Origin of the sequence: Mesorhizobium sp. Cs1299R1N3, from assembly GCF_037179625.1 — a bacterium.
In the GTDB taxonomy this organism is placed as follows: Bacteria; Pseudomonadota; Alphaproteobacteria; order Rhizobiales; family Rhizobiaceae; genus Mesorhizobium; species Mesorhizobium salmacidum.
This window is the reverse complement of record NZ_JAPYKQ010000001.1, coordinates 21,176-34,075: the sequence shown is the minus strand read 5'-3', so window position 1 is coordinate 34,075 and position 12,900 is coordinate 21,176. Positions and strand designations below refer to the sequence as shown.

At 60.5% G+C, this 12,900-nt stretch carries 9 protein-coding genes; all 9 read left to right on the top strand.

Annotated elements, in window-relative coordinates; all coding sequences use genetic code 11:
* The first annotated feature begins 683 nt into the window (after nt 1-683).
* Nucleotides 684-1,373: a nitrogen fixation protein NifQ gene (locus O7B34_RS00165; protein WP_337145155.1), complete on the top strand. Its 690-nt coding sequence runs from the start codon at nt 684-686 to the stop codon at nt 1,371-1,373.
* 196 nt (nt 1,374-1,569) lie between these two features.
* A complete protein-coding gene (locus tag O7B34_RS00160) occupies nt 1,570-2,787 on the top strand; it encodes a cytochrome P450 (RefSeq protein ID WP_337145154.1) in 1,218 nt (405 codons plus the stop codon).
* A 4-nt stretch (nt 2,788-2,791) separates the two neighbouring features.
* Nucleotides 2,792-2,995 (top strand): ferredoxin, encoded by a 204-nt coding sequence (locus O7B34_RS00155; protein ID WP_337128367.1) that lies wholly within the window; start codon nt 2,792-2,794, stop codon nt 2,993-2,995.
* Nucleotides 2,996-3,132: 137 nt separating this feature from the next.
* Complete coding sequence (locus tag O7B34_RS00145; protein WP_442920922.1) at nt 3,133-5,499, top strand: SDR family oxidoreductase; 2,367 nt, start codon at nt 3,133-3,135, stop codon at nt 5,497-5,499.
* Between the two features lie 195 nt (nt 5,500-5,694).
* On the top strand, nt 5,695-6,759 hold the full coding sequence (locus O7B34_RS00140; RefSeq protein ID WP_337144453.1) for an LLM class flavin-dependent oxidoreductase: 1,065 nt from the start codon (nt 5,695-5,697) through the stop codon (nt 6,757-6,759).
* 785 nt (nt 6,760-7,544) lie between these two features.
* Nucleotides 7,545-7,670: a hypothetical protein gene (locus O7B34_RS00135; RefSeq protein WP_337144452.1), complete on the top strand. Its 126-nt coding sequence runs from the start codon at nt 7,545-7,547 to the stop codon at nt 7,668-7,670.
* A 1,061-nt stretch (nt 7,671-8,731) separates the two neighbouring features.
* A complete protein-coding gene (nifH, locus tag O7B34_RS00130) occupies nt 8,732-9,625 on the top strand; it encodes a nitrogenase iron protein (protein ID WP_337145152.1) in 894 nt (297 codons plus the stop codon).
* 90 nt (nt 9,626-9,715) lie between these two features.
* The gene (gene nifD, locus O7B34_RS00125) at nt 9,716-11,218 is read left to right on the top strand and encodes a nitrogenase molybdenum-iron protein alpha chain (protein WP_337144451.1); all 1,503 of its coding nucleotides are present in this window, start codon (nt 9,716-9,718) and stop codon (nt 11,216-11,218) included.
* Nucleotides 11,219-11,343: 125 nt separating this feature from the next.
* Nucleotides 11,344-12,885, top strand: coding sequence for a nitrogenase molybdenum-iron protein subunit beta (nifK, locus tag O7B34_RS00120; RefSeq protein ID WP_337145151.1), 1,542 nt, complete (start codon nt 11,344-11,346; stop codon nt 12,883-12,885).
* Nucleotides 12,886-12,900: the final 15 nt, after the last annotated feature.

The window sequence follows — 12,900 nt, the reverse complement described above, 5'->3', positions numbered from 1 at the left end:
CAGGTTTGACGCGGCGAACGCAGGAAGCTTCATCGAAAGCACCGGTGTATCGACCAGCATGGCCGTCATACTCGAGATGGACGGTCCGGGCGGCTCTCGAACGGCCGCAAACGTCCGCTATCAGCTGGACGCACCGGAATTGTGTTGCCTCGCGGTCAATAGCGTCGTCGGCGCGCCACGCGCTCGCTAAAGGGAGCGGCATATGCTGATGCGTAGAATTGAAGCCGCATCGACATTGCCATTCCCTTTGCAACAAGGCTCATCTCCTGCGTCCGCGAAGCGTTCGCGGATCCCACGCATGTATCGTGCCAAGGGAGAAATCGTTTCCGAACAAGGGCCGGTTCCAGCACGCTATGTAGAATGTCGGACACCGGACATTGAGACGAGCGGGCCTGGCTCGGACAATTCCGCTGCCGTTGCGGAGCATCCGGTGAGCCATTGCTGAGGTTGCGAAACAGACACCCGGTGTCGGGTTTGTCGAGCTAGTGACGCTCGTGTCATCCGCACTTTTGCTGCGCTCCCCACCTGAAAGCGCGCCAATGCGCTCTCCGGTTACTGTTGTGACGTTTGGAGGCGCAGTTGGCACGGCATTTGAATCTGCTCACCAGGAGCGGTGGGACGCTGCCGGCGCGTTTCAAGTCGCGGTTGACGTCGCGATCGCGGCAACGAAGCAAGGAAGCCAAATGTCAGGTCAGCCTCAGGAAGGCACTATTTGGAAAACCGGCATCAGCCGCTCAGCTCCAAATCCCAGTTGTCCAGATCGGCTTCCACACGCACAGTCGCGCGGCATCGGCCAATGGCCTTTTATCGATCCGGCGGTAAGCTTCGACGAGCATGTGCTTGCCTGTGTTCTCGCAAGGGCGCTCCAGGAGATCGATCGGGGCGAGGCGACCGCGACGCAGGCTACTGGCCTTAAGCGTGCCGATCTGCGCGATGTCCTGACGGACCGGTTTCCAGACGTCCCTGTCAGCGCATTCGCCTTGGAAGCGGCGACCGACGTCGAGCCGGCGATGGAGGAACAGCTGCTGCGCGATCTTTTGCTGGCGCAGGCCCGGCCGGGAGACCCGGCGAGCGCCCGGTTTGCCAAAATCATCGCCCGGCGCGCCATGCGCGATGACCATCTCTGGCAGGATCTTGGCCTTTTCAATCGGGCCGAACTCAGCCGCTTGCTCGCCACGCATTTCCCGACACTCGCAGCCGGCAACAGCAGAAATATGAAATGGAAGAAGTACCTGTACCGCATGCTGTGCGAGGCTGAAGGTTTTTCACTATGTGCCGCGCCCAGTTGCGGCCAATGCTGTGATTTCGAAAGCTGCTTTGGCTCGGAAGAAGACGAAAGCTGCCTGGCACGGAGCAGGACGACATCGATCTGAATTAAAACCGCCTTCGTCCGCGGTACGAGGCACGCCAGCGCTTGATCCGGCGGCATTGCTGGGAGGCGATGTTCATCACATCTCCTTTTGTGACACCGCGCTCGAGTGGGGCCCAGCCCATGTCGCCCAAAGGAGGCCCAAGGTGAGGAAAAACCAGGTTGCGAACCATTGGGTTCCAGATCATGTCCCGTCCGAGATGGTGAGGGACTTCAGCCTGTTCACGTCGCCAGGGATGCGGCCCACGGCCAACGGAGATCCCCACGCCGCTGTGGCCTGCGTCCATGGCGGGCCGCCGATCTTTTATGCCCCCCACAACACGCGCGATGGCCGGGGTACCTGGGTCATCACGCGCGCCAGAGATCAGCGCCGAGTGCTGCAAGACACCGAAACCTTTTCCAGCCACCGCAGCATCTTCGCCTCCGCGCTCGGCGAAAACTGGCCGATGATCCCACTCGAACTCGACCCGCCGGCGCATGGCATCTTTCGATCACTTCTCAATCCATTCTTTTCGCCCCAGCGTGTAACCGCGCTGGAACCGGCCGTTCGGGAAAGGGCGATAGCACTAATCGACAGGATCGTCGCATCGGGCACAAGCTGCGATGTGATGAGGGATTTCGCCTTCCCTTTCGCGGTCAACATCTTTCTGCGCTTTCTGGGGCTAACCGACCACCGGCTTGAGACATTTGTCGGCTGGGGGAAGGATCTGCTCCATGGCAATGCTGTCCAAAGACTGACCGCGGCCCAGCGGATTGTCGACTTCATCGACGAACTTGCAGCTTTGCGCCGCAAGCGACCCGCCGATGATTTCATGAGTTTCGTCGTGCAGGCACATGTCGAAGGTCGCCCACTGACCGACGGGGAGGTCCGTGGCATCGGCGTGCTCCTGTTCGTCGCAGGTCTCGATACAGTTGCAGCAGCGATCGGCTTTGACTTGGCCTACCTCGCACGCAACCCAAAGGACCAGGAATGGCTGCGGAGCAAACCGAACCGTATTGTGCTCGCGGCCGAAGAATTGCTCCGTGCCTATCCGACCGTGCAGATGATCCGTGTGGCAACAAGAGACATCGATTTCGAAGGCGCGCCCATACGGAAGGGGGACTATATTTCTTGCGCCACGATGATTGCCAATCGTGATCCGGCGGAATTCGAACGCCCCAACACGGTCGATCTCGCACGTGAGGAGAATCGCCACACCACCTTTGCCCATGGCCCCCACCGCTGCCTTGGCTCACATCTTGCCCGGCGCGAAATTGTCATCGGCCTGGAGGAGTGGCTGGCGCGCATACCGGCGTTCCGGATCAAGGGAGGGACCGCGCCCATCACCCATGGCGGCCATGTGTTCGGGATCGAAAATCTTATCCTGGACTGGTCCTCGCCAACGCCGTCCCGAGCCGAGGGACAGATGAGGAGCTAGCGCCATGCGCATCATCGTCGACAAGGCCAAATGTCAGGGTCACGCGCGATGCTGGGCGCAAGCACCGGACATCTTCACGCTCGATGACGAGGGCTACATCCTGCCCGGTGACATCAAGGTCGCGGTTACAGACGAACCGAAGGCGGCACGAGGCGCACGGTCCTGCCCTGAACGTGCATTGGGAATCGATCGGACGGCCGCTGCTTGAACGAGTGACCCGCTTTGTCACTGAGATTCTCGCGGCGTGGCCGCATCCAGCGAACTCCCAGAACGCAAACAGCGGGGCGAGGTGCCTCTACCGCCCCGTCAAGCGCCGAACAACACGAACCGTTGCCGCGCAAATGAATGCGCGAAAACGCCTCTTCCAATCTCAGAACCTGGGACAAAGCGATGGGCCATGCAAAACTTATCGAACTGCTCGACCGGGAGGCCATCCGCGACTGCCTCTATCGGTACTGCCGCGGAATAGACCGCGCCGACGAGGCGGCACTGCGCAGCGCGTACTGGCCTGATGCGCATGACAATCACGGTGCCTATTCCGGCTCGGCCGAGGGCTTCATCCAGTATGCGCTGGATGTCTTCAAGGCCCAGCCGCGCTACATCCATCAGGTCACGAACATCCTGATCGATTTCATCAGCCCGGCTAACGCCGCAGTCGAGAGCTATTTCACCGCGCTGCAACGCGGACCCGACAGGGCCGGCGATATACGCCAGGAGCTCCTCTGCGGCCGCTATTGCGATCTATTTCAGAAGAGGAAAGGGGCGTGGCGGATTGCCGAACGGACGGTGGTCTACGATTGGTTGCAGGAGCAGATGCCGCCGACGGGCTTCGAGCCAGAGCTGTTCTGGCCCCGGCGGCCGATCGGAGCACCGCATCCAGACGATCCGGTCTACGCCCTGGGCATGCCCGCAGCGGAGGCGAAGGGCCATGACTATGCTGCAGTCCCCTCGCACTCTTTTGGCGACGGCCTGTCCGCCGCGAAGAAGTCCAGAGCGGACCAGGCCCAGTTCGGACGGAAATGGACCGTCCCCAAGACGAGCAACTGTGGCGAGACGGATCTTTCCGCCGGCTGGCGCCGGGTCGAGATCGGTGACCCTGGTGGGAGACAAGTTCTCAGGAACCGGCTGGCACGACGCATCGTGATCATTACAGGTGCTGCAGACGGCATCGGCGGTGTCCTGGCCAAGACTCTCGCCGCGGACGGAGACGTCGTCGTTGCAGTGGATCTTCCCGACAGTGGGGTGCTCGAACTGGCCCGCGGTCTCGGGCGCCCGCATCTCGGGCTCGAGTTCGATGTCTCGAAAGAGGAGGACATTCTTGCGCTTTACCGCCGGGTCGAAGCACAGTTCGGGCAGATCAGTGTGCTCGTCAACAACGCCGCTATTGGGCCCATTGTCGATGCGACTGTCGAGACCAGTATCGAGTCCTTCCGACGCACCCTGGCAGTAAACCTGATCGGGCCCTTTGTCATGGCCCGCGAAGCAGCGAAGCGGATGCAGCCGGGCGCCGTCATCGTCAACGTCGCCTCGATATCGGGCCTGGTCAGCAATCCGAAGCGAAATGCCTACGCTGCGTCGAAGGCGGGCCTGATCTCTTTCACGAAGTCTTTGGCGTGCGAATGGGCGTCGCGCGGCATTCGCGTGACGGCGTTAGCGCCGGGCTATGTGCGCACTTCGATGACCGCGGCCCTTGAACGCGCCGGCAAAGCGGACCTGGCGGCGGTGCGCCGCCGCGTGCCGATGGGGCGGATAGGGCGTCCCGACGAGATCGCCCGGGCCGTACGGTTTCTGGCCAGCCCGCAAGCGAGTTACATCACCGGTTCGGTGCTGACGGTTGACGGTGGTTGGACCTCCTTCAACCAGCCGGGCGATGCACATCCGCCGGTGGATGCGACGCCAGGAGCCGAACTCTCCCGTCCGGCCGAGCACGCCGGCGCGCGAATCGTGCTTGTCACGGGCGGGGCAACCGGCATAGGCGCGGCCGTCGTTCGCCGCTTTGCCGCGAACGGCGACACCGTCGTGATTGCCGACAAAGATGGCAGTGCCGCGACGGAACTCGCTCGATCGCTCGGCGGCAAGCATGTGGCGCTTACCGTGAACGTGGCCGTCGAGCGCGAGGTGGTGGCGCTGTTTGAGGAATTAAGGGCGCGCTTCCGCCACTTTGAGGTCCTCGTCAACAGTGCTGCTGTCGCCGATTCGGCGGCGATCGAGCAAATGCCGGCGCAGACCGAACACGTGCTTGATGCCACTCTGACCGGCGCCTTCACTTGCGCGCGTGAGGCGATCAAGATGATGCGCCCTGGAGGCATGATCCTTAATATCGGAGCGACCAGCACCTTTCTGCCCTTGGCCCCGCGCCATGTCCATGGCGCATCCAAGGCGGGGTTGGAAATCCTGACCCGGTGCCTGGCGGCCGAACTCGGGCCGGGCGGCATTCGGACGGCCGCCGTCGCTTCTGGCTACATCCGCTCGCTTGGCACCACTCAGTTGGCGAAGCTCGGCACCATCGACCCGAAAGCGATCAGCTGGCGCATCCCAATGGGCAGGATGGGACAGCCGGAAGAGGTCGCGGACGCAGCGTTCTTTCTGGCTTCGCCGGATGCTTCATACGTCAACGGCTCAACCCTGTACGTCGACGGGGGCTGCAATGCGTTCGGCGATGCAGGGTTCGCCAGCGAATCCGATCAGGAGCCAACCGACATCGTGGAATGATTCGTCGAGCCAGCCGGCGGGCTGCGGCTGCTGCACCGAAGCGTGGCCCGCGGGGGGGCGGCATGAGTTCCAACGTTCCCGCGCGCGGCTGTGATCTCCGAACCGGAAGCGGCTGACCGCAATGTGGTGGACTGCGCCACGCCAAGACGAGATCGACACCGCGGCCAAGGCGATCCCGTGAAACAAGGAACCAGCATGGAATTCGCGACATTCATCCTGGCCGCTCAACGCGGCTATCATCAATCGTCCGACAGTGTGATCCGCAACTCCATCGAACAGGCGGTGCTTTCGGAGCAAGCGCAATTCAACACCGCCTGGTTCGCCGAGCACCACTTCAACAATTACAGCCTGGTTCCGTCGCCCTTGATGATGGTGGCGCACTGTGCCGGCGTGACGAACACCATTCGGCTCGGCACTGGCGTTTGCGTTCTACCGCTCTATCAGCCACAGCGCCTGCTCTCCGAGATTGGCTTCGCCGACGTCGTTTCGAACGGCCGCCTCGAACTTGGACTCGGCTCGGGGTACCAGCAGTTCGAATTCGAGCGTTTCGGCATCGACGTCGACGAGGCGCCGGCTGTATTTTCTGAATATCTGGACATTCTTCTCAAGGGCCTCAACCAGAAGATCTTCGAGCACCATGGCCGGTACGAGAAGATGCCGCCGACGGCGATCTCGGTACGCAGCCTTCAGAAGCCGACCCCGCCGATCTGGATCGCCGCCGGATCCGCGCGCAGCATGGGCCGGGCGTATCGTGAAGGACACAACCTCTTTGTCACAGCTCTGCACAACGGCCTGGAGACCCTGCGCATGCTTCGCGAAAGCATCGAGAAGGCGGCAGCTTCCGAGGCAAAGAATGCCGCGCAAGCCAGGATATCGCTGCTGCGCTGCTGCTATGCCAGCGACAACGCCGCCGAGATCAACAGCTATCTCGACAATGCCCGCTTCCAGCGCCGGCTGTCTGAAGCCCTGCATCAACGCCGTCAGCAGAGCCAGGACGGTTACCTGCTGCAGGAAACACCGACTCAGCAGGATCTGTCCTTCGAGACCATGCGCGAAAACTTGCCGATTGGCAGCGTGAATCGCGTGATCGATCGCCTGCTGGAGGAGCTAGATGTCCTGAAACCGGACCAGATCGCGATTCAGACCCAATTGGGAGATTTCGACCACAAAACGATGCTGCGTCAACTCGAACTCTGGGGAGACAAAATCATCCCGGCAATCAACAAGTCGCTTGGTCAAGGTCGTAACGGCCTGAATTGAATCACATTGCATCGGCGCGGCGCTGTTCGGCATCGAAGATCCAGACGCTTGTCGTGTTGCCACCTCGCATAGGCCGCGGTTTGATCGGGACGCCCCTTTTGGAACCAGTCCCAAGCTTTGCCTGATGACGCCGCTTCGTCAGGTTGTCGTCAGCAACGGTCTCTATCTGCCCCGTAGCGATCCGCCTGCGAGTCGAGCCGGCAGGGTGGCTTTCATCCCAAATGGATTACGGAGTCAGAAATGAAGAGGTCCTCCCTGCTGGCCGGCATCGCGATTGGCTTGCTCGCTTTGTCTGTGACGGCGAAATCGTTTGCATCCGAAGTCACCAACCATTCGGCTAATGCACTGACGGCACTGACGGCACTGACGGGACCAACAGCACCAACGGCACCGGCCGAACCCACGGTGCCAGCGGCACCAAGCGACAAGGGCCAAGACGCCTCTTCCGATGCGACCGATAATCCTGGGGTCGGCAAGAGACTGCTCTGCTTCCTACGGCTGGGGAAGTGTACTGATCCTCGCTTTTGAGCGTGTAAGCGATCTCACCACAGAATGAGATCTTGGTGTTGGCCGTGCTGATCAGTCGGGATTGGCGATGTCTCGGCGCCCTCCGTCCAGCGGCCGAGATCGTGAGCATCTGCTCCGGTCCGCCTGCCCATGATGGCCGCTCCGTCAGGATATCGTCAGCAGCGGTCCCTATGGTCGCCAAATCGGGCCGCCCGCCACCGGCGGCCTAAAGCCGACAGGGCGGTTTGATACAATTCCTATGATCGACGGAGAGAGAGATGAAGAGGTCCATTCTGCTGGCAGCCACCGCGATTGCCTTGCTGGGTTTGCTTGTGACGGCGAGATCGTTTGTCTCCGTGGTCGATCAATCGGCTCCGGTAACGGTCACGCCACCAAGCCATTAGCAGCCATGATGGCAGCACCGATTGAACAATGACCTTGGTGCCGGCGAAAAACGCCTCCGCTTGCTGGGCAAGGTGCACCGATCCTCGCTCTTGAGCGGTCTACGGCAATGAGACATTGCCGTAGACCATACTGATCAGCTGGGAAATGGCGATGCTGGCGCTATCCTGCGGCGGCAGAGCTCATCTAGCATCTGCTTCGGTCCGCCTGGACCGACCCGTATGGTCAGCAGCGGTCCGTATCATCGTCAACGCGGTCTGCCGGCTACCTGCGGCTCAAACAGCCCGCATGGCTGGCTTTGACACACGTCGCTGTTCCCAAAAAATCGACGGAGACAGAAATGAATAGGATCATTCTGCTGGCAGCGACGGCGATTGGCTTTCTGGGTTTGTTTGTCACAGCGAAATGGTTGTGTGTTTAGTCGATCATCAGCTCCGTTATGGGCCACGGCATCAAGCGGTGCCAGCCAGCATACCACCACCGATTCCACCGAAGACTGATCTGATACCCGACCACGAGTTCATCTGCTTGTTCTGACCGCGATCGGTTGGCGGGCGCTGAGTGCGAGATTTGCTGCGTCACAAGCCGCGCGGCTTCAGTGCCGGCCGCGACATCAGGATGACAGCTGGCTGAAAGGCTAGCGTCCATGCCGCCGATAATCCTGCTGTGAGGCCGGCGTCAGAGCTGGGCCGATACGGCCTCCCGCGCCGGCCACTGACGGATTGGGTGGATGCAGTCGTTTTTCAGCTGTACGGATCCCCTCATACCCGAGGCCATTTCAACGAGTTGCCGATTGGGATTGGCCGCTGTCGCTCTGAGTCATTATCGACATGGAGCAATCGACACTTTTGTAGGCTTTGTCGGATCCGCAACATGGGTGTTTGACCAATCAGCCGGTCCATCCATGAGCTAGATAGCTGAAAACCAACACGAAGTTTTTTCTTCAGGTCGATCCAGGCAGGTTGGCACGAGTTTTGATCCTTTTCCTGGGAGAGCGGCATGACCTGCCGACCGGTCATGCGTGTATTGACCCAGATTGATGAAAACGAAGGAAGGAAACTACATGTCGGCTTTGCGTCAGATCGCATTCTACGGAAAGGGGGGCATCGGGAAGTCTACCACCTCCCAAAACACGCTCGCTGCCCTGGTCGACCTCGGGCAGAGGATTCTCATCGTAGGCTGCGACCCTAAGGCTGACTCCACCCGTCTCATCCTGAACGCGAAGGCGCAAGATACCGTGCTGCACCTCGCGGCAGAGGAAGGGTCCGTCGAAGATCTCGAGCTCCAGGACGTGCTGAAGATCGGCTACAAGGACATCAAGTGCGTCGAGTCCGGTGGTCCTGAGCCGGGCGTCGGTTGCGCGGGCCGCGGTGTCATCACCTCCATCAATTTCCTTGAGGAGAACGGCGCCTACGAAGACGTGGACTACGTCTCGTACGACGTGCTTGGCGACGTTGTCTGTGGCGGCTTCGCAATGCCTATCCGCGAGAACAAGGCACAGGAAATCTACATCGTCATGTCCGGCGAGATGATGGCACTCTACGCTGCCAACAATATCGCCAAGGGTATTTTGAAATATGCCCATTCGGGCGGCGTGCGTCTCGGCGGCCTGATCTGCAACGAGCGCCAGACCGACCGGGAACTGGATTTAGCCGAGGCTCTCGCAAAAAAGCTGAATTCCAAGCTCATCCACTTCGTGCCGCGCGACAACATCGTCCAGCACGCCGAACTGCGCAAGATGACAGTGATCCAATATGCGCCGGACTCCAGGCAGGCCGGGGAATACCGCGCCCTTGCCGAGAAAATCCATGCCAATGGCGGCCAAGGCACCGTCCCGACTCCCATCACCATGGAAGAGCTGGAAGACATGCTGCTCGATTTCGGCATCATGAAGACCGAGGAGCAGATGCTTGCCGAGCTTGCTGCAAAGGAAGCCGCGCCTGCGGCCGCTCAATAGCCCCGCCCAGGGCGCCGGGTCCCGGCGCCTTCCCCGAACGGGCGCCTAACGAGCAGGCGCCAGCCAAAGAACCGCAAAAAGGGCAGCTTTATGAGCCTTGACTCCCAAAATGACGGCGCCTTGCACACCAAGCTCATTGAGGACGTGCTGGCGCGGTATCCAGAAAAGACGGCAAAGCGGCGCAAGAAGCACTTGGGCGTCGCCACCAACGGCCAAGAGGTTGCCGGAGTGGGCGAGGCCCTCTCCGAATGCGACGTCAAATCGAATATCAAGTCCATTCCCGGTGTGATGACGATCAGAGGGTGCGCCTATGCCGGCTCCAAAGGCGTGGTGTGGGGGCCGGTGAAGGACATGGTCCACATCTCGCACGGGCCCGTCGGGTGTGGCCAATATTCCTGGTCGCAGCGCCGCAACTACTATGTCGGTACGACCAGCATCGATAGCTTTGTCACGATGCAGTTCACCTCCGACTTCCAGGAGAAGGATATCGTCTTCGGCGGCGATAAGAAGCTGGAAAAAATCATCGATGAGATCGAAGAGCTCTTCCCGCTGAACAAGGGCATCAGCATCCAGTCGGAATGCCCGATCGGCTTGATCGGCGACGACATCGAGGCGGTCTCGCGCAAGAAGGCCAAGCAGCACGAAACGACCATCGTGCCAGTGCGCTGCGAGGGATTCCGCGGGGTCTCGCAGTCGCTTGGCCATCACATCGCCAATGACGCGATCCGCGACTGGGTGTTTGAGAAGAAGGAAGTCGAGTTCGAGGCAGGGCCTTACGACGTCAACGTCATCGGCGACTACAATATCGGCGGTGATGCTTGGGCCTCGCGCATCCTGCTCGAGGAGATGGGCCTGCGCGTGGTCGGCAACTGGTCGGGTGACGCGACTCTCGCCGAGATCGAGCGTGCGCCGAAAGCCAAGCTCAACCTGATCCATTGCTATCGGTCGATGAACTACATCTGTCGCCATATGGAAGAAAAATACGGCATCCCCTGGATGGAGTACAATTTCTTCGGTCCTTCCCAAATCGAATCCTCGATGCGCGACATCGCCAAGCATTTCGGGCCGGAGATCGAGGGCCGGACCGAGTATGTGATCGCCAAATACCGCCCGCTCGTGGACGCGGTGATCGACAAGTACTGGCCACGCCTGGAGGGCAGGACGGTCATGCTCTATGTCGGCGGGTTGCGCCCTCGGCACGTGATCTCCGCCTACGAAGATCTCGGCATGGAGATCGTCGGCACAGGCTACGAATTCGGGCACAACGACGACTATCAGCGCACTGGTCACTACGTGAGGGAGGGCACGCTGATCTATGACGACGTGACCGGTTACGAACTGGAAAAGTTCATCGAGGGGATCCGCCCCGATCTCGTCGGCTCCGGTATCAAGGAAAAGTACCCGGTGCAGAAGATGGGAATACCATTCCGTCAAATGCACTCCTGGGACTATTCCGGCCCCTATCACGGGTATGACGGCTTCGCCATTTTCGCCCGCGACATGGACATGGCCATAAACAACCCGGTCTGGGACCTCTACGACGCGCCCTGGAAGAAAAAGTCCGAGCCGTCGGCGGCCATCGCAGCCGAATGAGAACCTCGCTTCGCATCGCCAGCGAGCCCTCGAACGCCTGCGCTTCTTGATCCGCAGGCGATCCGAACGTTTTGACGTCCCTGTGCCGCCCGATGGCGCGCGCCAGATCCAAAGAGGTACACCCAATGCCGCAGTCAGCGGAAAAAGTTCTCGATCATGCTCCTCTGTTCCGTGAGGCGGAATACAGGCAGATGTTGGCCGCAAAAAAGCTGAATTTCGAATGCCCGCATCCCGACCAGATCGTTACAGACCAAAGCGAATTCACCAAAACGTGGGACTATCGCGACAAGAACCTCGCTCGCGAAGCGCTTGTTGTGAATCCGGCCAAGGCTTGCCAGCCGCTTGGCGCGGTGTTCGCCGCCGCAGGCTTCGAACGCACGATGTCGTTCGTCCACGGCAGCCAGGGATGCGTGGCCTACTACCGTTCGCACCTGTCACGCCACTTCAAGGAGCCGTCGTCGGCGGTCTCGTCCTCCATGACCGAGGACGCCGCGGTGTTCGGCGGCCTGAAGAATATGGTCGACGGGCTTGCCAACACCTACAATCTCTACGAGCCGAAGATGATCGCGGTCTCCACCACCTGCATGGCAGAGGTGATCGGCGACGACCTACATTCGTTCATCGAAAATGCCAGGCAGGAAGGCTCAGTCCCACAGGACTTCGAAGTGCCTTTCGCACACACGCCAGCATTCGTCGGCAGCCATGTCGACGGCTATGATGCCATGGTCAAGGGCGTGTTGGAGAACTTCTGGAAGGGCCAGCAGCGTTCCGCGGTGGCCAACACCGTAAACATCATTCCAGGTTTCGACGGCTTCTGCGTTGGCAACAATCGCGAGCTGAAGCGTCTGCTGGATGTCATGGGCGTGTCCTACACCTTTATCCAGGACGCTTCGGATCAGTATGACACCCCGTCGGATGGCGAATTTCGCATGTATGACGGCGGCACCAAGATCGAGGACGTCAAAGCGGCGCTCAACGCCCAGGCAACGGTCTCGCTACAACATTACAACACCCGCAAGACGCTGGAATATTGCCAGGAGGTGGGGCAGGCAACGGCCTCCTTCCACTACCCCATCGGGGTGGAAGCGACCGACGAGCTCCTGATGAGGCTGTCGGAGATATCCGGCAAGGACATCCCGGAGTCGATCCGCCTCGAGCGTGGCCGCCTGGTTGATGCGATGGCCGACAGCCAGGCCTGGCTGCACGGAAAAAAATACGCGATCTATGGTGACCCGGACTTTGTCCACGCCATGGCCCGCTTCGTTATGGAAACCGGCGGCGAGCCGACCCACTGCTTGGCTACCAACGGCAACAATGCCTGGGAAGCTGAGATGAAGAGACTGCTCGCAGCCTCGTCCTTTGGCAAGGGCGCGCAGGTCTGGGCGGGCAAGGACCTATGGGCAATGCGCTCTCTGCTTTTCACAGAACCGGTTGACCTGCTGATCGGCAATTCTTACGGCAAGTATCTGGAGCGCGACACGGGCACACCGCTCATCCGGCTGATGTTCCCGATCTTTGATCGGCACCATCACCACCGCTTCCCATTGCTAGGCTATCAGGGTGGCCTGCGCGTGCTGACGACGATCCTCGACAAGATCTTCGACAAGCTCGACCGAGCTACGATCGAGACGGGCGTGACGGATTATTCCTTCGACCTGACCCGCTGAAGCTGGCAGCCGCAC

Coding starts and splice junctions, on each gene's coding strand:
- O7B34_RS00165 (WP_337145155.1), top strand. CDS start 684: ATGTCAGGTCAGCCTCAGGAAGGCACTATTTGGAAAACCGGCATCAGC.
- O7B34_RS00160 (WP_337145154.1), top strand. CDS start 1,570: ATGGTGAGGGACTTCAGCCTGTTCACGTCGCCAGGGATGCGGCCCACG.
- O7B34_RS00155 (WP_337128367.1), top strand. CDS start 2,792: ATGCGCATCATCGTCGACAAGGCCAAATGTCAGGGTCACGCGCGATGC.
- O7B34_RS00145 (WP_442920922.1), top strand. CDS start 3,133: ATGCGCGAAAACGCCTCTTCCAATCTCAGAACCTGGGACAAAGCGATG.
- O7B34_RS00140 (WP_337144453.1), top strand. CDS start 5,695: ATGGAATTCGCGACATTCATCCTGGCCGCTCAACGCGGCTATCATCAA.
- O7B34_RS00135 (WP_337144452.1), top strand. CDS start 7,545: ATGAAGAGGTCCATTCTGCTGGCAGCCACCGCGATTGCCTTGCTGGGT.
- nifH (WP_337145152.1), top strand. CDS start 8,732: ATGTCGGCTTTGCGTCAGATCGCATTCTACGGAAAGGGGGGCATCGGG.
- nifD (WP_337144451.1), top strand. CDS start 9,716: ATGAGCCTTGACTCCCAAAATGACGGCGCCTTGCACACCAAGCTCATT.
- nifK (WP_337145151.1), top strand. CDS start 11,344: ATGCCGCAGTCAGCGGAAAAAGTTCTCGATCATGCTCCTCTGTTCCGT.